This is a genomic window from Pseudoalteromonas sp. M58, assembly GCF_042604605.1.
Taxonomy (GTDB): Bacteria; Pseudomonadota; Gammaproteobacteria; order Enterobacterales; family Alteromonadaceae; genus Pseudoalteromonas; species Pseudoalteromonas tetraodonis.
The window spans coordinates 929,793-949,394 of the sequence record NZ_CP152390.1 but is presented as its reverse complement, the minus strand read 5'-3'; the positions used below and the strand labels follow the sequence as shown (position 1 = coordinate 949,394).

Sequence of the window (19,602 nt, the reverse complement as noted above, 5' to 3'; positions counted from 1 at the left end):
ATTAACTACCTAATCGTAATAGCATTCAATGGCTGAACAAACGCCGACCCGGCATAAATATCATAGCTTTTGGTGGGTTCAACATTTTCAGCATCTTTATGATGATCATTAGCGACCAAGGTTTGGCTATTCTTAAATGTATTTTCTATCGGGGTAATTTTCTCATCAAACTGCTTAATAATCGCTTCGGCTAAACCCAATTGATGAGTTGAGGCCAAGTGCTGCGCAGTTTGGGCGTTATGCATGTCTCTAAATTGGGCTTGCTCGTTACTATTAAAAAAACCATTGTCACCGGCCATAGTTTTGGTGGTGCTATCCATACTTTTTAATACCAGCTGTAAAAAAATCGCTTCAAACTGCTCTGCCGCTTGCTTTACGCCTGCTTCACTGTTGCCGGTAATGTTTTCTAGGTGAGTGGGGTCTATCGCTAATGACTGAGATAATTGGGTTGATGACTCTATTTTCATGGCTATTTCCTTTAAATAACTAATAGCTCGGCTTCTAAAGCCCCAGCATTATCAAGTGCAATTAATATCGACATAAGCTCGGCTGGCGTTGCGCCAAGTGCATTTACCGCTTTAACTATTTCATCTAAAGAGGTGCCTTCAGGCCACAGCAGCATATTTCTTTGTTGTTGATCTACCGTGATATCACTTGATTGTGTAGCTGTGGTTTGGCCATTTGAAAACGGCCCAGGTTGCGACACTTGCTCTTGTTCGCTAATGGTAATGGTTAAATTGCCATGATTAACGGCCGCCTGATTCACCCGTACAGTATCGTTCATTACGACAGTACCGGTGCGACTATTAAATACGATTTTAGGACGCTCAGAGCCTTGCTCTACACTAATGTCTTGTAGCATCGACATAAACGTGTTGCGACTATTGGCATCGCTTGGCGCACTGACCACTAAACGCGCCCAATTTTCAGCAGTGGCCACATCGGGTCCAAATACTTTGTTTATTGCGCGCACGACATTGCGAGCAGTTTGATAATTTGGATCTTTTAAATTAAGAATTACATCGCTTTGGCTTTCATACATAGCCGTAACACTGCGCTCAATGATGGCGCCATTGGGAATAAGCCCCGAAGTAGGCACATTGACAGTCACCGAGGAGCCACTTTTACCACTGGCATTAATACCCCCTACCACTAAGTTACCTTGTGCTAGCGCATACACTTTGCCATCAACCCCTTTTAACGGGGTCAACATTAAGCTACCACCATGTAAGCTTTTTGCATCGCCTAATGAGTTCACAGTTACATCAATGGCTTGGCCTGGGCTTCCCATTGGCGGCAACGTAGCATGTACCGCAACGGCGGCAATATTTTTTGATTTTGGTAATCGCTCTTCATCTACAGAGACACCAAATTGCTTTAGCATATTACTTAACGATTGGCCGGCAAATTTCACTTGGGCTTTATCACCCGACCCCGGTAAACCTACCACTAGTCCGTAACCTACCAGTTGGTTTTCTCGCACACCTAGCACATCAACAATATCTAATAATGGACGTGCTTTGGCGGTCACAGTTGCAGGCGCTAATAGGCTAAAAAAGCACACTAGCATTAATAGTAAATATTTCATTAAAACCTCAGTAATCCCTTAGAACGGGTTTAAGAATCGGGTAAATAAAGTGGTAAACCAACCTGGACGATTCGCATCAGCCAATGTGCCTTTGCCGGTATAGCTTATTTGCGCTTCAGCAATACGAAGCGACGAAACACGGTTACTTACATCAATATCGCCAGGGCGAACTAGCCCTTCAATTTCAATGTATTCGTCACCTTGGTTGAGCTTAATTTGCTTACGCCCTTTAATAACCAGCGATCCATTAGATAAAACATGATTAACCCGCACAGTAATAGCGCCACTCAGGAAGTTTTGCTGGCTGGCACTGCTTTCACCGTCAAACTTAGCACTCGATCCTATACCCAAATTAAAATCAGCTACATTGAGTGCACCAGCTACTGGCACCGAAACATCCAAGTCGGTACTTTTATCTAAACTCGAATCGGCACTTTTACTTGATTGCGTGCGCTCGTTAAGCACCACAGTTAAAATATCGCCAACCCGGTAAGCACGTTTATCTGCATACAAAGAAAACATATAGTTATCTTGAAATAAGCTACCATCTTGCTGATTCAAACCCTGTGCATAGGCATCTTGGCTTATTTCATAGTCTTGAACTGATTTTTGAGTGGTATTTTGTGGGCATTTCACTTCCCCATACACCACTTCACATTCCACCATTTGGGTTTTTGATGGAGTGTTGCTGCAACCAGCAACACCTAAAAGCAGCAAAAATAATGTTAACTTATTCATCATAATCATACGTTTTGGTTTATAAAGCGCAGCATTTCATCTGCCGCAGAGACTACTTTAGCGTTCATCTCGTAAGCGCGCTGTACGGCAATCATGCTCACCATTTCATCAACGACGCTCACGTTTGAGCCTTCAATAGTAAATTGTTGTAAGCCCCCAAAAGCATCTTCGCCAGGGATACCCTCAACAGGTTCACCGGATGCCGCTGTTTCGCGGTACAAGTTGCCACCTAAACTTTGTAAGCCTGCAGGGTTTGCAAAGTTAACCGTTAACATTTGACCTAACTCTACCGCTTGCGCATCTTTACCCACTACCGCAGTAACGGTGCCATCGGTGCCAATACTCACTTTAGTGGTGCCCTCTGGCAGCGCAATATTTTGTGCCAATGGTAAGCCGTTGCTGTTTACCAGTAATGACTCAGAGTTAAGCTGAAACTGACCGTTACGGGTAAATAATAACTCGCCGTCAGGGCTTTCAATTTGAAAGAAACCTTGCCCAGCAATGGCCACATCTAACTGATTACTGGTTGTTTCAAAACTGCCTTCAGTAAATTGCTTTTGCGTGCCGTTAATACGCACACCGGTTCCCACCTGAATCCCAGATGGCAGCTGATTAAGCTCATCTACCTGCGCGCCAGGTTGTTTTTGTACTTGGTAAAATAAGTCTTCAAATACCGCTCTGTCTTTTTTAAAACCGGCAGTGCTTACGTTCGCGAGGTTATTAGATATTGTTGTCATTCTTAAATCTTGCGCTGCAAGACCGGTTTTACTCACCCATAATGCTGAATTCATGTTTGGCTTCCTGTTTATCCACGTCCACTGATAAGTTTATTACCGCTGGTCGCTAATTCGTCAGCAGACTTCATCATTTTTACATTCATCTCAAATTGGCGACTGATATTCATGGTTTTGATCATTTCAGCCACCGCATTCACGTTAGAGCCTTCTAAAGCACCGGTTCTTACTGTGATTGTTTCGTCGGCTTCAAGCGGCTGTAAATCGTTAGCTCTGAGTAAGCCATCAGCACCTTTGATTAAGTTTGCATCGGTACTGGCTAATTTAATTTGCGTATCTTCTGCAATCACACCACCGCCAATTGGGGTTAGGTTGATCATGCCGTTTGAGCCAATTTCAATATCACCAAACTCTGGGAGTTGAATATCGCCACCGTCACCTTGCACACGGCGGCCATTAACAGTAACAAAGCCATCGGCATCAACCACTAAGTTACCCGCACGGGTATAAGCCGGTTCGCCATTGTCATCCATCACCTCTAAATAACCGCCGTTGCTCAGTGCTAAATCAAGATTACGGCCAGTATCCATGATTGGCCCTGACGATAAGTCAGTAGTTACTGGTGTTAGTTGCGCGTGGTAACGAGTACGAAAGCCTTCGCCTTGTACCATCATTGATTGCGCTTGCTCTAAGTCGGCTTTAAAACCTACGGTGCTAACATTTGCTAGGTTATTTGCAGCAACGCGTAAGGCGGTATTATTAAGTTCAGCACCCGAAACGGCGGTATAAATTAACTTTTCCACGCTTAGCTTCCTTAGGTGTTACTAAATAAAATTTGCATCATTTCATCAGCACTGCTGATGGTTTTAGCATTGGCTTGGTAATTTTGTTGAAATGACATTAAGCCAACCAGCTGTTCACTAATATCAACATTTGAGCCCATAAATGAACCTGACAGTAATTTACCCAGTGAACCACTTTCTGGCTCGCCATAAAGTGCAGAGCCTGACTCTTCAGTTTGATACCACACGGTATTGCTGCCTTGCTCTAAACCATCAACGTTCGCAAACGAGGCAAGTACAACTTGGCCTTGTAATTTAGATTCACCGTTAGTAAATGTCGCAAATACACGGCCATCGTCTTCAACTTTCACACCAGAGAACGCTCCTGAGGTATAGCCGTTGGCATCATTTTCGTTAACACTGAAACTTGAACCAAACTGCGTAGTGCCATCGAATTTAAGTGCGATATTTAATGCTGCAGCACCACTGGTTATTTCTGCATTACCTGGTGTTGAAGTAATAGGCACTTCTAAATCAACCGCCGTTAAATCGCCTGAAAACGGCACCATTTGGCCATCGGTATCAAAGTTAAGTGTAATGGTACCGGCGTTAATTGAACCACCCGCACCATCATCAATAGCTTGAGTACCTGTCGTAGCACCAAGCGCTGAGAGCTGACCTTGAGTAAGGGGTTTACCATCTAAGAAAAACATCGCTTGCCATTCGTTACTACCCGTATGGTTAAAGTACTGGGTCATCACATGGCTATTACCTAATGAGTCGAACACTTCGGTAGATTGAGAAAAGTTATATTGGCTACCATCTTTAGGATCAAATACCGCAGGAGCTGTTGGATAAGCAATCACGTCGCTAGAAGAACTTAAGTTACCGTTAAAATTAATGTTTGTACTAGCTTGCGCTTCTATGTTTGAGGCTTCAATTTTTAAATCGGTTAATACACCCGGTACAATTGTCGGGTCACCACCATCAACTTGAGACACGCCAAAGCCTTGCAGTTTGCCGCCGTTGGCATTAACAATATTTAAGTCGTTATCTAACTGAAACTGGCCTGCTTGGGTGTAAGCCGTTCGGCCGTTTTCTGATATGGCAAAAAACCCTTGGCCATCAATAGCGATATCCAGCGCATTACCAGTGCGCACAATTTCACCACCGGTGACAAAATCTTCTTTAACATTGGCAACTTTTACACCGCCGCGTTGGCTACCGTTATAAACCGCGGCAAATTCTGCAGTGTTATTTTTATAACCAGCAGTACCCGAGTTAGCAATATTATTACTGGTTACTTCTAATCCTGTTTGGGTACTTTTAAGACCACTTAATCCTATATTGAACATAGACATATTATTTATTCCTCTTATTTATGCCACTTGATTAATTTCAGTGATACCAAAATTACCCAAACCATCGACTTGCAATAAAATATCTTCTAACGACTTACCTACAGAAACACGCTCAACCTCACCGCTTAACCAAATATCAAGCTGCTTTGGCACCTCTGCTGTAGTGGCATACGCTCTCACTGCATACGCACCGGCTTCTTGGTTTTCAAATTCAAAACGCAGCGAACCGACTCCTGAATAAGGCAGTTGTTTTTCTTCAACTAACTCACCATCTTGGTTATAAAGTTGTACTGTGACAGAGTCTGCGGCTTCACCTAAATTAACCATGCCTGAGACACTGCCATCTTGCTCAAGGGCAATACTGCTTGCTTGCACATCAACCGTTTGGCCAACCATATTGGTGGCTTCAAGCACCGCTAAGCTGCTGACATAATCCAAGCCATCGGCGGTGTTTTGGCGAATGCTTTGTAACGACTCAACATTCGAAAACTCCGCAAGCTGGCTTACATACTGAGTGCCATCCATAGGCTGTAATGGATTTTGATTACTAATTTGCGCAACGAGTAACTCTAAAAACATGGTCGACATTTCATCTGCAGAACTATTACCGGCAATATTCGTGGTGTTTTTTGTGGCGTCTGCAGCGCTTGGAACGGCAGAATTAACTTGCATAATATTATTGCCCTAACTTAAGAATGCTTTGCTGCATGCTATTTACACGCCCCATTACTTCAACAGATGTTTGATAGCTGCGACTTGCAGACATCATGTCTGCCATTTCTTCAAGTGCATTTACGTTGGAGTAAAATACATAACCATCGTTGTTAGCTATTGGGTTGTTTGGCTCGTAGCGCTGCTCTACTGCACGGTTTGACTCGGTGATCCCTAACACGTCAACCGAGGCTGAAATTGATTGGCTGTCTTGAGTTTGTTTGTACAAAGCAGAAAATACCGGTTTAAGTGCCTTGTAAGCGTCGGCTTCTGAACCGGCTGCGGTATCGGCATTAGCTAAGTTAGATGCAATGGTATCGAGGCGAATAACTTGAGCGCGCATGGCGCTGCCGCTAGCGTCATAAATTGAATTAAAAGACATTATGATTTCCCTGAAATAACTTTATGTAAGCCATTTATTTTCATATTTAAAAAGGTCAAACTGGTTTGAAAATCCATACTGTTGCTAGCAAATTTTGCTTGCTCAATATTTAACTCAACAGTATTGCCATCACTTGATGGTTGATAAGGAACGCGATATTTAAGTTCATCTGTTTGTACGCCAGCAAAATCAACCTCTCTGTTTTGCGAAAAACTGGATGAAACACTTTGCATAATTTGACGGTAATCTACATCTCGAGATTTAAACCCTGGCGTGTCAACATTAGCCAAGTTACTGGCAATGATTTCTGCTCTGTCTAACCTTAATTTCATTGAAAAAGGGTGAACACCTAACGCTTTATCAAATAGTTCCATTGTTGCCTCTAATTTTTGTTTCTTGTATGCTTTCGCGCTTCGCATACACTTTCTACCTTGTGTATAACAACCTTTATGCCAACTTTTAAAAGTATATTTTTTCAATGACTTATATAAAAAAAGAGCAAAAAACAGCCCAACATACGGAAGCTGAACTTCCCCAAGGGAAGCGTTGGTTTTTCCGCTTACTTTTAACTATTGGACTACTGCCAGCTCATGCTATGGCCACCCCCATTAATTTTGATAAAGAAATTCGGCAGTTTTTACACAGTGAAATAAATAGCTATTTGCACTCGATTAATTCGCAGAGTCAGCAGCAAAACATAGAGCTATTTATTCCTAAAGGTAGCGAAAACCTAAACTGTGATGAGTTGCAAATCACTCGCTCACAAAGTCACACGCCACCCGCAGGCAGAGTAAGTATTTCTGTATCTTGCCCATCGCCTGCTTGGCGCTTTAGAGCCAGTGCCAAAGTAAGTGTGTGGATAAACCTAGTGGCAGCAAAACACACTTTAAACCGAGGTAAAGTGCTTAATAAGCAAGACTTAGAATATAAAAGCGTGGATTTAGGCAAGCACCGCCATCAAGGCGAAACCGGTATTGATCAGCTAGTTGGACTCACCGTTAAACGCGAGATTGATAAAGGCACGGTGATCTCCACCCGCTACCTAGAAAAGCAGTATTTAATCAATAAAAATGAGCATATTTCACTGCAAATAAATACCGCAACTTTCTCGGCCAATGTTAAAGCCATTGCCCTTGAAGATGGTCAGCTTGGTGAGGTTATTAATGTAAAAAATTTATCATCAAAAAAAGTAGTTCAAGGCAGAGTAATTGCGCAAGGTGTGGCAGAGGCGGCGTTTTAAAAAATGTCGAAATAAAAGTTAAGTAATGCTTGTACTTGGTCGCTGATATAAACTAAGCAATATAAATTCGATAAACGAATTAGGTAACAAACAATGAATATAAGCGCAATAACAACCACTGCGGTTGAACAAAGCCAAAAAACAAACCAGCGTTCATCACTGGATGCAAAACCAGAGCAACAACCTGTAGCGGCTAAACAAGAGCAAGTAAATTCAGTGAGTGCATTAAGTAAATCAATAGACTCAACATTTCAAGATTTAGCTGCAAAGCCAGACGTTGATATGGATAAAGTAGCCCAAATGAAAGCGGCAATTGCCAGTGGTGAATTTAAAATTAATATTGATGAAACCGTTAACGCTATGGTTGAACTTCATAAAAAATGAAAACTGTAAAAGAGTATATTGTAAGTCTGCAACAAGACATTATTAAGCTAGACGCGTTAATTGAATTACTTGAAACGCAATACGAATTGCTAAGCCAACGTAATGTGCAGCTAGAAACACACAATAAAAAAATGCTTGGCTTTTTAGAAAGCTTAAATGAATCACATAACCAGCGCGATGGCTTTTTGGTGAGTTTAGGCCTGCAAGGTGGCAAAGAAGGCTTAGCACAATTAACCGCGTTGCTGCCTGCTGATATAAACTCGCTCACTACAAAATTATTACACCAGCTTGAGCTAAAAACTAAAACCTGCAAAATAATGAATGAACGCTCAGGGCAATTACTGTCAAGCCAACGTCGGTTGTTACAGCGTTTAACTGGCGGTGAAAACAAACAAGCGTACCCAGAAATGCCTTTATAAATACGTTACATAAAGGCATTTCTCGTTTAGTCACTTTGCGCCATATTTTTACTTTACTCCTATTATTACCTTTCAAAACCCTATCTTGAGTCCAAAAATAGTCGTTCCGTTAAAGCTTAGTATTGTTAGCTTTTGTGCAACTTTGCGGCTAATTGTATTTATAATAAGCAAATAGCGGCTAACGCCACCTTTATTAGACTAAAGAATGATTGCTGCTGAATCTGCTGATTTTATGACCTTTCTGCTATTTTACATGGCAAGATCACACTGTAAAAACAAAAACATAAGCCATTGAATTTAAATGGCTTTTAAATTTAACAAGCCAGTTACAACATATCCCTTTGCTATTTTTGTTAACACTTACAAAGCGTTAAGCTGGGCTATGCACGACCTTTTGCCTAATTACAATCTGTAGCAAGCTGTTTTACCCTGCGCACTCAATGTTCATTTGCTTTGTAAAAGCTGTATTTTTATTTTGAGTTAGCAACTAAGTTGCAGGAGAAGTCATGACCACCAAGCCGCTAGATGATAATTCATCTGATGCTATACCAGGAGCGGATACTCAAACCGTGTCCGATAGCTATGAAAATCTTCATAAGCCCAGCTCTGAGTTTGAAAGCCGCGACGCTTACCTAGAGCACGAACTGCAAATTATGCAGCCAAAACGCTGGCGTCCAAATTTACCATTTAGAGATTATCGCTTTGAATTTGAAGACACCATTCCAGCGATGGCCGCTACTATAGGTAAAGTAGTCATGGTTGCAGCCATTGCTGCCACGTTTGCAGGCCCTTTGGGTTTAAGTGATGGCTTTGTACTTGAAAACGTACGCTACGAACTTTTAATTGTTTCGCTATTTATTTTACTATTTTCGGGCTTTATTTTACCGACCGCTAATTTAGCCGGTACTCATGGCCCACTCATTCCATTAATTCCTATTGTGGTTGCAGCAGGTGGACATCCTATGGCCTTTGGTTTACTCATAGGTGCCTTTGGATTGATATTAGCATTTAGTAAAGGCGGCAGCCTCATGGCCAAGCTCACCAGTAAAGGGGTGTGTGGTGGCCTACTCCTCTATTTAGGCTTTGTGGGTACCATTTCACAAGTTAAAAAGCTGTTTGCATGGGCTGAAGAAATTCAAATGACCCATATTGCTTTTATCGTAATCTTAGCCACAATTTTACTTTATGCTTTATTGGAGCATTACAAAAAACGCTGGTTAGCCGTGCCACTGAGCTGTTTAATTGGTGGTTTTACTGCTTTTGCATTGGGCGCACCGTTTGAGTTTCATACCGCACCGGGCCTACCAAACATGAACCCTATGTACTGGTGGGGGGAAAACACTGGTTGGATGCTTGGTTTACCAACCGCTGAAAGCTTTGTAGTTGTACTTCCTTTTGCAGTTTTAGCGGTTGCTATGTGGTCGCCTGACTTTTTAGGCCATCAAGTATTTCAAAAAATTAGTTACCCAGAGCGTACTGAAAAAGTACAAATGAATATTGACGATACCATGCTTAGCGCATCAACAAGACAAACCTTTGGCTCGCTATTAGGCGGTGCTAACTTTGCGTCATCTTGGGGCACTTACATTGTTCCTGCTGCTATTGCAAAACGCCCTATTCCTGCAGGCGCTATTTTAACTGCGTTATTTTGTATTATCGCGGGTGTTTGGGGCTATCCAATGGACTTAGCTATTTGGCAGCCAGTATTATGTGTTGCCTTAATTGTAGGGGTGTTTATTCCACTACTTGAAGCGGGTATGGAAATGACCCGTGAAGGTAAAACCACGCAGTCGGCAGCTATTGTGGTGTTTGCATCAAGCCTAGTAAACCCAGCATTTGGTTGGTCATTAACTATGCTTTTGGATAACTTGGGCCTTATTGGCTGTAAAGAAAGAAGTGCTGATTTATCGCGAATGAGTCGCTGGGTCATCCCACTTATAATGTTTGTGTTATTAACCGGTGTAATGGCACTGGTAGGTATGCTACCTGGCATTCCTGCGCTAATGCCAAGCTTTAGACATTAATTCCTTTATTAAACAGCAAAGCGAGCTTTAATAGCTCGCTTTTTTTGTACTTATAGAAACCAGCACAGTGTACTTGCAATAATCCCCCATGAAGTAACAGCCCCTGAAGTCACAGTCCCTGCAATAATTACAAGCCACCCTGCAGAATTTTTATAAAGCTCGCCACCAGCTAAAAAACTTTACGCACCAAAAACCATAAGCAGTTGATATATAAATAAAATTAAATTTTTATTTTCTGGTATAGCCTTTGCAACTTTATAAGTGAACGTTAAAAATCATTTTATTAGTAACGCTTTTAAAATGAAAAATCATCACTCTTAATAAGGAGCTAATTATGAATAGCGATCGTATCGAAGGAAACTGGAAAGAACTTAAAGGTAAAGCGCAACAAAAATGGGGCGATCTTACCAACGATGATTTAGATAAAATTGAAGGTAGCCGTACCGAGCTTGTTGGTAAAATTCAGCAAAAATACGGTAAATCGAAAGAGGAAGCCGAGCGCGAAGTAAATGACTTTGAGAAAGGCCATTAAAATAAAGCGTGTTAACAGCTTTACTTGCTAATAAAAAACCGCCAATTGGCGGTTTTTTTGTTGGTAAATAATAGAATCACTAGATTTAACATATTCGGTAATTCTTTGAATTAACCAACCTGTTTATTATTTGAAATCGACGTCAAAAGTTCAGATATCAGCTGCCTATCTATCTGAGCATTTTTTTCACTCAGTTTATGAATAAACTCTAAAGGTGTAAGCCCATGTGATTTTTCTTTAATGGTAATACTCGCGCCTTTATCCATTAAAAGTTGCACTAAACCAAAGTCATTAAGCAAAATAGCCGAGTGTAGAGGTGATAAACCATCTATGTGACTTAACGTATTTACTTTGATTCCTTTAGAAATAAAGTATTCGATATAAGCATCGCGCTTATCTATATCTTTAATTTCAAATAAAAATGCTAGACCAGCGCCTGATTCAAGTGATTCAATATCACTCTTATCTGCTCTATAATTAAGTAAGTAATATTCACAAGCGTCACTTGGGATGTAATGAGTATTCTCATCAGTGCTGCAAATAATAACATCTTCAATATCACTATTAATGAGCGAATATAAAGCAACTGTAGAATATCCAACAGATAATAAAAGTAACAAATAAATAGTAAGCTTTTTCACCTCTACCCCCAAATTACTTTACTATCAGCATCACTGTATGCAAACATACCGAAGTGATTATTTACAGAATTAAGCTCAATCTTATTTATTTAGCCAGCGCTAGTTTTACTGCTGCCTTGGCATGTATTTTGGTGGTATCGTAAAGCGGAACCTGCGTATGTTGTGGTTTTACCAACAAGGCGATTTCAGTACAGCCTAAAATAATAGCCTGTGCGCCTTGTGCAAATAAGCGCTCTATAATACGCACATAATCAGCTCGCGAATCGTCATCAATAATCCCTTGGCATAACTGCGAATAAATAACCTCGTGCACTCGCTTTCGCTCATTAGGCTCAGGTATTAATACCTCAATGTTATGCTTATTAGTTAAACGCTCTTTGTAAAAGTTTTGCTCCATTGTAAATTGCGTTCCCAACAACCCTACTCGCGTAATGTTATCGTGCTTTAGTTGCTCAGCGGTGGCATCGGCAATATGCAAAATAGGAATGGTAATATTACTGGCAATCTCATCGGCCACTTTATGCATAGTGTTGGTACAAATAAGTAAAAAGTCGGCACCACCAACTTCTACAGATTTAGCTGCCTTGGTGAGTAACTTAGCTGTTTGTTGCCAATCACCTTGATGCTGTAGCGCTTCAATTTCCGAAAAATCAACACTCACCATACAAATTTTGGCACTATGTAGTCCACACAATGAGTTTTTAACGCCTTCGTTTAAAGCTTTGTAATAGCTGGCTGTTGACTCCCAACTCATGCCCCCTAACATACCGATTGTTTTCATAGTTAGTTCCCTCTCTCGATCGCTGTTTACGTTTCACAGTAAGTTAAAAATAACAGCTCTTCACTAGAAACTTAATTAGCTTTATTAACTGCACTGATCACAGCGTCAGACAATAACAACCTTTCGTCTTTATATACTTCAAGCCAACCTGGTGGTGAGGTATCACAACCAATTACCGTTACTTGCAATACGTAACTGTAACGTCCGTTTTTAAACGTATAGTGATGATTGCCGCCACTACCTTCAAAGGTAATATCACCATTAATTAAAACGATATCAGGCTTATCGCTTGGGCTTTTATCAATGCTCCACGACGCATAACGGAAGTTTCCATCGCCTAAATCATCAACACGAACTCGGTATTTTGATGTTTTCCAATCGAGTATTGGTTTTTGAAAGGTTTTAATACTTGAATGGAGTGATTGTTTATCTTGAGCAATTAGCTTTTCAACACGCACTTGCTCAGTGGCATTTTGTGTATTCACAGAAATAATTTTGCCGTCTTTGTCTACCCACACTACGCCGTTATTGAGCATAATGCCGCGCCAACCTACGCTATCCCAATCGGTATTGATATTAGAGCTACCAATAACGGCAACGAGTTCATCGTCAAACACTTCATCAAAACGGGTAATAAACTCAGCTTCATTTTTAATATCAGGAAGTGGATACTGCCTTTTTAGAGGGTAGCGAATATGCGCAGCAATCGCAGTTTTATCATGTGCTTTAAAAGCAGCAATAACAGGTAAAACACTCTCGTGATATATTTGCTCAAGCGCAAATGTATTCGATGTGAAAAATAGAGTTAGGCAAAATAATATGTAATTTAGATATTTCATGAATAGCCTATTAATATGTAACAAATAAAAAGTTTTGAGTGTTATCGTTTAAAGTTAAATGTCTAAGACATTTATAATTTTGAGATTAAAAATCTAAATCCCGACTTTAAACTTTGACTATACATACAAATTGTATAAGATAGACGCCTTATAGGTACATACTATTTATAAGGAAATAAAATGTTAATATCCGCCAGGGAAGATCTTAGAAGCCGCCAAAAAGAAAAGCAGCTATCTGCAACCTTAAAGTCAAACCAGTATAATCTAGTTCACATGAATGCATCTGAATTTGTTGATTATATTGTTAGCCTCAAAAAGCTTGCTGGGCAAAGTCCTGGTAAAATTATTAATTGGTTTGAGACTGTATTTGAGAAAAATAATATTTCATCTGACTTATGGCCACTTTACAGAGACTGGATAAAAAATAGTTCAGGCCTTATTCCAATTGGGATGGATATAGTTGCAGTTACGGCTATAGCAACAGAAATGAAAAGAAGCGGAAAAGCTTTTGATACTTTTAAAGTAAAAAGTTATTCAGGGAAAAACTATATAATTTTCAAAGGTTATCCAGGTCTAAGACAGCACCTCACTGGAACTCGCTATTTAGCGAACAACCCACAACTTGTATCATTTGGTATAGGTAAACTCGGCGCAAAAAAATCAATTAAAACAGGCTTTTTGGTTAGCATCCTTATATCTGCAGGATTTCATACAGTAGAACAGTTAGTTAATGATGAGAAGCTGTGGCACGATTTTATAGGTGGTTTCTCTGTTGATGTTGCTATTGCCGCTGCATCATCTAGCATTGCATGGTATGCTGTCTCTTCTATTGTAGGCACAGCTGCTGTTGTTGCTGTAGGTCCGATGATAGCTGTAATAGTGATTGGTACTGCATTAACTTTTTTTGCTTATACTTTTATCGATAGTGATGAGTTATCTGAAAAAATTGCTTCAAGCTTAAGAGTAGCGGAAAAAAACTTAAAAAGTAATATACAAAGAACACAAAACCAATTGCATGATGCTCAACGCTTGTATGAAGAAAGCCCCATAGAATTTATGCACCGAATTTTCGGTTTACCTTTCTTAAAATGAATTACGATAATTTAATGACATCTGAAAAATTAACTTTAAGCGAAAATATTAAACATACTTTTTTATTTATACTGTTTTTAACTTTTACCATAGCCTCACCTTTTGCGGCATGGGTTGAAGTATCGTCAGTAATTGAAGCTTTAAACAACAACGACCTCATTTTTAAAGAACGCAGCTTTAGCCCAAGTTTAATTTTTTGCGTTCCAATGTTTGGGACGCTAACAGGCTTACTCTGGCTAAAAATTAAGAACACTGAAATTAGCCCAAGCCTACTGAATAAGTGGTTCAAACTGTGTGGAATAACTTTATTAGTTATGGTTGTGACCATACCCGTTTACACTAACATTATTGAAAATAAAATTGAGAGTGAAGGTTATAGTATTTGTAATTGGTATGGCCGAGGCTCAATTGGTGCGCCTGATATTTGGGTAAGCTCCCAAAGCTATTGCATTAAAGAAGGCTTTAAAGTCAGAGTGGAGCTAATAGATTGGTTAAAACAACAAACGACTAAACCAACTCCAAAAGATGTTACGAATAAAATAAATGAGTTGCTCACTGATAAACTTTAAAAACAAAAACGAGCCTAATTTGGCTCGTTTTTGTTTTAACTGATAGCTGACCGCTAAAAACTGACCGCTTCGCTATTTAACCACTTCGCTTTACTCCGGCTCATACCCCAAATTAGGCGATAACCACCTTTCGGCTTCTGCGAGCGTCATATTTGTTCGCTTAGCGTAGTCTTCTACCTGATCCTTCTGTATTGCAGCAACGGCGTAGTATTTCGCTTGTGGGTGTGAAAAGTACCAACCCGAAACCGCAGCACCTGGCCACATGGCGTATGAGCTGGTGAGCTGCATACCAATGCGCTTTTCGGTATCGAGTAGTTGCCAAATTTTCTTTTTCTCGGTGTGCTCTGGGCACGCTGGGTAACCCGGTGCTGGACGAATACCTTGGTAGTTTTCGCGAATTAGCTCATCGTTAGGCAGGTTTTCATCGGGTGCATAACCCCAATACTCTTTTCGCACCTGCTCGTGCAAGTATTCGGCAAAGGCTTCTGCGAGCCTATCAGCAACCGCTTTTATCATTATTTTATTGTAGTCGTCTTGCTGTGCGTCGAACGCATTGGCTAGGTCGTCTTCTTCTAAGCCACCTGTTACCGCAAACGCACCAAAGTAATCAGGCGTGCCTTTTGGCGCAATGTAATCGGCTAAACAGTAATTAGCAAAGTCGGTTTTTTCGGTTTGCTGGCGCAAATGGCTCGAGGTAGTTAATAGCTCTTTGCGCGTTTCGTCGGTGTAAATTTCTATATCATCGCCCACACGGTTAGCTGGGAATAAACCAATAACACCTAATGGCTGTAAACTGCCTGACTTTTCAAGTTCATCGAGCATGTCGTTGGCGTCTTTAAACAAGCTTTGTGCTTGTTCGCCCACTACTTCGTCGGTCATTATGCGCGGATATTTACCGGCGATTGACCAGGTCATAAAGTACGGCGTCCAGTCTATGTATTTGCGTAAAGTCGCGATTGATACATTTTTAAACTCAGTCACGCCCAGCTTTTTAGGCACGGGTGGGGTGTAGTTATCCCAATCAAGCTGTGCTGCATTATCACGAGCGCGCTGTATGGTAACCGGTTTTGAGCGCGGCTTTTTGCGTGCTTGTTGTTCGCGTACTTTGTCGTACTCGGCGCTGGTTTTAGCTAAAAATTCTGCTTTATGCTCTTTTGATAATAAATTAGACACCACACCCACGGCGCGGCTGGCGTTATTTACATACACTACGCCTTTGTCGTACTGCGGCTCTATTTTAACTGCGGTATGCGCTTTTGAGGTGGTTGCCCCACCAATCATGAGTGGTAGCTCAAAGCCACGACGCTTCATTTCTTTGGCAACATGTACCATTTCATCAAGCGATGGGGTAATTAAGCCCGAAAGGCCTATAATATCGGCTTTTTCGTCAATCGCGGTTTGCAGTATTTTATCTGCTGGCACCATTACGCCAAGGTCGATTACTTCGTAGTTATTACATTGTAGTACTACGCCAACAATGTTTTTACCTATGTCATGCACGTCACCTTTTACGGTAGCCATAACAATTTTACCGTTGGTGGCGCCTTCCTCTTTTTCGGCTTCTATGTATGGGTCAAGGTAGGCGACCGCGCGTTTCATTACACGGGCCGACTTAACCACTTGCGGTAAAAACATTTTACCGGCACCAAATAAATCCCCAACCACGTTCATGCCGTCCATGAGTGGCCCTTCAATGACGTGAATAGGTTTATCGGCGCCAGCACGGCACTCTTCTGTATCTTCATCTATAAAGGTGGTTATACCTTTTACTAGGGCATGCTCTAGGCGTTTTTCAACCGACCAAGTGCGCCATTCTAAATCTTCTACCCGCTCAGCTTGCGCCATGCCTGAATATTTAGGTGCAAGTTCAACAAGGCGCTCGCCAGCACCGGGGTCGGTATTAAGAATTACATCTTCTACGGCTTTGCGAAGTTCCTCGGGGATGTCGTCGTAAACCGCAAGTTGCCCTGCGTTTACTATGCCCATATCCATGCCCGCTTTTATCGCATGATATAAAAATACCGAGTGAATCGCTTCGCGTACTGGGTTATTACCTCTGAATGAAAACGATACGTTTGATACCCCACCCGACACTTTACAATGGGGTAAGTTTTGCTTAATACGACGGGTGCCTTCAATAAATTCTACGGCGTAGTTGTCGTGCTCTTCTATGCCGGTGGCAACGGCAAATATGTTGGGGTCGAATATAATGTCTTCTGGCGGAAAGCCAATTTCGTCGACCAAAATACGGTAGCTGCGCTCACAAATTTCAAACTTACGGTCTGCAGTATCGGCTTGGCCGTCGGTATCAAATGCCATCACAACAGCGGCGGCGCCAAAGCGTTTTATAATTTTAGCTTGGCGAATAAACGGCTCTTCACCCTCTTTGAGTGAAATGGAGTTAACAATGGCCTTGCCTTGAATACACTTTAAGCCTGCTTCTATTACTTCCCATTTAGAGGAGTCGACCATAATAGGTACTTTAGAAATATCAGGCTCTGAGGCAATTAAGTTTAAAAACTTCACCATGGCCGCTTTTGAGTCCAGCATGGCTTCGTCCATGTTGATATCAATAACTTGGGCGCCATTTTCTACTTGTTCGCGAGCTACATTAAGGGCTGTTTCGTAGTCTTCTTCCATGATCAAACGTTTAAACATGGCCGAGCCAGTTACGTTAGTACGCTCGCCGACATTGGTAAATACTGCAATTTGTTGGGTCATTGGCGGCTCCTTAATTTAAGTTACAGGCTTCTAGGCCTGATAAACGCATACGCACTTCAAGCTCAGGTAATTTTCGTGGTGCTGTGCCTTCAAGCCCTTTGGCAAAGGCACGAATGTGCGCAGGCGTAGTGCCGCAGCAACCGCCAACAATATTAATAAAGCCCGATTTACCCCAATCTATGATCTCTTTTGCCATGTCGTCTGCTTCTAAGTCGTATTCTCCAAACTCATTGGGTAAGCCCGCGTTAGGATGAACAGAGACAAAGGTTTCGCACACACGTGATAGCTCTTCAACGTATTGGCGCAGTAAATCTGGCCCAAGGGCGCAATTTAAGCCAATTGAAAGCGGCTTAATATGACGAATAGAGTTATAAAATGCTTCGGTGGTTTGCCCTGAAAGCGTACGGCCTGAGGCATCAGTAATAGTACCTGAAATCATCACTGGCAATGTGCGCCCTGCTTGTTCAAACGCTTCTTCTACTGCGAACGAGGCGGCTTTTGCATTAAGCGTGTCGAATATGGTTTCGATTAAAATAATATCTACACCGCCCTCCATAAGCGCAAGGGTTGACTCAACATACGCAGTCACTAACTTATCAAAGGTGATATTACGATAGCCGGGGTCGTTTACATCCGGCGATAACGAACAGGTTTTAGACGTTGGCCCTAACACACCGGCTACATAGCGCGGTTTTTCTGGGGTTTTGGCGCTAAATTCATCACATGAAGCGCGGGCTAACTTAGCCGACTCTAAATTGACTTCACGGCTTATGCTCGCCATGTCGTAATCTTCCATCGAAATGGTGGTAGAGTTAAAGGTGTTAGTTTCGATAATATCGGCACCAGCGGCTAAAAAGCTGCGGTGTATATCAGTAATAATTTCTGGCTTGGTTAGGCTTAATAAATCGTTGTTGCCTTTAATAAGCACGTGCCAATCTTTAAAACGTTCACCACGGTAGTCTTGCTCTTCAAGCTTATGCGCTTGGATCATGGTTCCCATTGCACCATCTAAAATTAAAATGCGCTGTTTGAGCGCAGCGCTCAGCTCTTGATGCTTATTGTTTTGAGGATTATTCGGCATAGTTGTTAGTCCTTACGTCTTGGCTAACTAAGTTAATATCATAGGGTGTGGTTTGGTAAACGTAATAATTTAACCAGTTTGAAAACAGCAAAAACGCGTGGCTTTGCCATGTTTTAGATGGTTGCTTGCTGGCATCGTCATCAGGAAAATAGTTTTCGGGCTTTGGCGCATCAGGGCTTTTTTGTAAATCGCGCTCATATTCGGCTTTTAAACTGTCGGCATCGTATTCTGGGTGGCCGGTAATAAACACTTGGCTGCCCGATTTATTTTTAAGTAAATAAGCCCCGACTCGTTCAGAGCCCGCTAATACCACCAGCTCTTCACAGGCGTTTATTTTATTTATATCTATGTGGCCATAGCGTGAGTGCGGCACTAAAAAGGTATCGTCAAAGCCGCGGGTAAGTGCACCATGGGCAAAGTAGCATTGATGGGTAAACACCCCACACAGTTTATTTTCTTTTAAATCGCGCTTTAAATTATAACGGTGATATAAAGCCGCGTGGGCAGCCCAGCAAGAAAACAAGGTAGAGGTTACATGCTGCTCGGCCCAATCAATAATCACTTTGAATTCTTCCCAATACGCCACCTCTTCATACTCTAAATGTGCGAGCGGCGCACCGGTAATTAATAGTGCATCATAGTTGTTGTCTTTCACTTCTGAGAAATAACGATAAAAGGTATCTAAGTGTTGCTCTGAGTTACTACTGCTACGGTGCGTGTCTAGGCGCAATAGCTCAACATTTACTTGCAGCGGAGAATTAGCCAACAAGCGAATAAACTGTACTTCGGTTTCTACTTTATTAGGCATAAGATTAAGAATAGCCAAACGCATAGGGCGTATTTCTTGCGTTTTTGCACGTGTTTTTGGCATTACAAACACGTTTTCATGACGTAAACGTGCAATAGCTGGCAATTCATCTTCTACTGTAATTGGCATTCTTAAAGCTCCTGCTCATAAAAACCGAGAATTAATACGCTCTCAT

General features: G+C 41.5%; 22 protein-coding genes. 7 read left to right on the top strand and 15 right to left on the bottom strand.

All coding sequences use genetic code 11. The features are described 5' to 3' along the window. Positions 1–5: 5 nt before the first annotated feature. The 9 genes from AAGD16_RS04400 to flgB are packed head-to-tail and all read right to left on the bottom strand — an operon-like array spanning position 6 to position 6,715. A complete protein-coding gene (locus AAGD16_RS04400; protein ID WP_377113882.1) occupies positions 6–467 on the bottom strand; it encodes a rod-binding protein in 462 nt (153 codons plus the stop codon). Positions 468–478: 11 nt separating this feature from the next. Next, on the bottom strand, positions 479–1,588 hold the full coding sequence (locus AAGD16_RS04395; protein WP_377113879.1) for a flagellar basal body P-ring protein FlgI: 1,110 nt from the start codon (positions 1,586–1,588) through the stop codon (positions 479–481). A gap of 18 nt (positions 1,589–1,606) precedes the next feature. Further along, on the bottom strand, positions 1,607–2,329 hold the full coding sequence (locus AAGD16_RS04390; RefSeq protein ID WP_013464383.1) for a flagellar basal body L-ring protein FlgH: 723 nt from the start codon (positions 2,327–2,329) through the stop codon (positions 1,607–1,609). A gap of 2 nt (positions 2,330–2,331) precedes the next feature. Next, positions 2,332–3,117: a flagellar basal-body rod protein FlgG gene (gene flgG, locus AAGD16_RS04385; protein WP_010391154.1), complete on the bottom strand. Its 786-nt coding sequence runs from the start codon at positions 3,115–3,117 to the stop codon at positions 2,332–2,334. 14 nt (positions 3,118–3,131) lie between these two features. Next, positions 3,132–3,863, bottom strand: a complete 732-nt coding sequence (locus tag AAGD16_RS04380) for a flagellar basal body rod protein FlgF (protein ID WP_377113874.1) — start codon at positions 3,861–3,863, stop codon at positions 3,132–3,134. Between the two features lie 11 nt (positions 3,864–3,874). After that, entirely contained in the window at positions 3,875–5,203 is a 1,329-nt protein-coding gene (locus AAGD16_RS04375) for a flagellar hook protein FlgE (RefSeq protein ID WP_128583248.1), read from the bottom strand. A gap of 18 nt (positions 5,204–5,221) precedes the next feature. Then, a complete protein-coding gene (locus AAGD16_RS04370) occupies positions 5,222–5,875 on the bottom strand; it encodes a flagellar hook assembly protein FlgD (protein ID WP_028835467.1) in 654 nt (217 codons plus the stop codon). 4 nt (positions 5,876–5,879) lie between these two features. Next, a complete protein-coding gene (flgC, locus tag AAGD16_RS04365; RefSeq protein ID WP_010391144.1) occupies positions 5,880–6,296 on the bottom strand; it encodes a flagellar basal body rod protein FlgC in 417 nt (138 codons plus the stop codon). Then, positions 6,296–6,715 (bottom strand): flagellar basal body rod protein FlgB, encoded by a 420-nt coding sequence (gene flgB / locus AAGD16_RS04360; protein WP_016899396.1) that lies wholly within the window; start codon positions 6,713–6,715, stop codon positions 6,296–6,298. Before flgB ends, flgC begins: the two co-directional genes overlap by 1 nt. A 59-nt stretch (positions 6,716–6,774) precedes the next feature. On the opposite strand from flgB, the gene flgA reads away from it, so the two are divergent. The 5 genes from flgA to AAGD16_RS04335 all read left to right on the top strand — a co-directional run bounded on the left by flgA (position 6,775) and on the right by AAGD16_RS04335 (position 10,895). Further along, positions 6,775–7,536 (top strand): flagellar basal body P-ring formation chaperone FlgA, encoded by a 762-nt coding sequence (flgA, locus tag AAGD16_RS04355; protein ID WP_377113869.1) that lies wholly within the window; start codon positions 6,775–6,777, stop codon positions 7,534–7,536. Positions 7,537–7,629: 93 nt separating this feature from the next. Continuing rightward, positions 7,630–7,920, top strand: a complete 291-nt coding sequence (gene flgM / locus AAGD16_RS04350; protein WP_016899394.1) for a flagellar biosynthesis anti-sigma factor FlgM — start codon at positions 7,630–7,632, stop codon at positions 7,918–7,920. Next, entirely contained in the window at positions 7,917–8,339 is a 423-nt protein-coding gene (gene flgN / locus AAGD16_RS04345) for a flagellar export chaperone FlgN (RefSeq protein WP_016899393.1), read from the top strand. Before flgM ends, flgN begins: the two co-directional genes overlap by 4 nt. 506 nt (positions 8,340–8,845) lie before the next feature. Beyond that, positions 8,846–10,363 carry a DUF3360 family protein gene (locus AAGD16_RS04340; RefSeq protein WP_008464416.1) on the top strand — a complete coding sequence of 506 codons (1,518 nt, stop codon included), beginning with the start codon at positions 8,846–8,848 and terminating at the stop codon, positions 10,361–10,363. Between the two features lie 334 nt (positions 10,364–10,697). Next, on the top strand, positions 10,698–10,895 hold the full coding sequence (locus tag AAGD16_RS04335) for a CsbD family protein (RefSeq protein WP_010391132.1): 198 nt from the start codon (positions 10,698–10,700) through the stop codon (positions 10,893–10,895). Positions 10,896–11,005: 110 nt separating this feature from the next. Here AAGD16_RS04335 and AAGD16_RS04330 read toward each other — a convergent pair whose 3' ends face one another. The 3 genes from AAGD16_RS04330 to AAGD16_RS04320 all read right to left on the bottom strand — a co-directional run bounded on the left by AAGD16_RS04330 (position 11,006) and on the right by AAGD16_RS04320 (position 13,156). Next, positions 11,006–11,536 (bottom strand): hypothetical protein, encoded by a 531-nt coding sequence (locus AAGD16_RS04330; protein ID WP_377113863.1) that lies wholly within the window; start codon positions 11,534–11,536, stop codon positions 11,006–11,008. An 85-nt stretch (positions 11,537–11,621) separates the two neighbouring features. Then, a complete protein-coding gene (locus tag AAGD16_RS04325) occupies positions 11,622–12,317 on the bottom strand; it encodes an aspartate/glutamate racemase family protein (RefSeq protein WP_377113860.1) in 696 nt (231 codons plus the stop codon). A 71-nt stretch (positions 12,318–12,388) separates the two neighbouring features. Continuing rightward, complete coding sequence (locus tag AAGD16_RS04320; protein WP_377113857.1) at positions 12,389–13,156, bottom strand: hypothetical protein; 768 nt, start codon at positions 13,154–13,156, stop codon at positions 12,389–12,391. A gap of 180 nt (positions 13,157–13,336) precedes the next feature. Here AAGD16_RS04320 and AAGD16_RS04315 point away from each other — a divergent pair, with 180 nt between their 5' ends. Then, a complete protein-coding gene (locus tag AAGD16_RS04315; RefSeq protein WP_377113854.1) occupies positions 13,337–14,248 on the top strand; it encodes a hypothetical protein in 912 nt (303 codons plus the stop codon). A 14-nt stretch (positions 14,249–14,262) separates the two neighbouring features. Continuing rightward, a complete protein-coding gene (locus AAGD16_RS04310; RefSeq protein WP_377113851.1) occupies positions 14,263–14,817 on the top strand; it encodes a hypothetical protein in 555 nt (184 codons plus the stop codon). Between the two features lie 90 nt (positions 14,818–14,907). Here the strand turns inward: AAGD16_RS04310 and metH are convergent, their stop codons facing one another. From metH to metA, 3 genes are read right to left on the bottom strand one after another with little or no spacing between them, the layout of a single operon-like run. After that, positions 14,908–17,538, bottom strand: coding sequence for a methionine synthase (gene metH, locus AAGD16_RS04305; protein WP_377113848.1), 2,631 nt, complete (start codon positions 17,536–17,538; stop codon positions 14,908–14,910). Between the two features lie 10 nt (positions 17,539–17,548). Next, complete coding sequence (locus AAGD16_RS04300) at positions 17,549–18,619, bottom strand: homocysteine S-methyltransferase family protein (RefSeq protein WP_016899386.1); 1,071 nt, start codon at positions 18,617–18,619, stop codon at positions 17,549–17,551. Continuing rightward, positions 18,609–19,556, bottom strand: coding sequence for a homoserine O-succinyltransferase (metA, locus tag AAGD16_RS04295; RefSeq protein ID WP_016899385.1), 948 nt, complete (start codon positions 19,554–19,556; stop codon positions 18,609–18,611). The genes AAGD16_RS04300 and metA overlap by 11 nt, the downstream gene beginning before the upstream one ends. Positions 19,557–19,602: the final 46 nt, after the last annotated feature.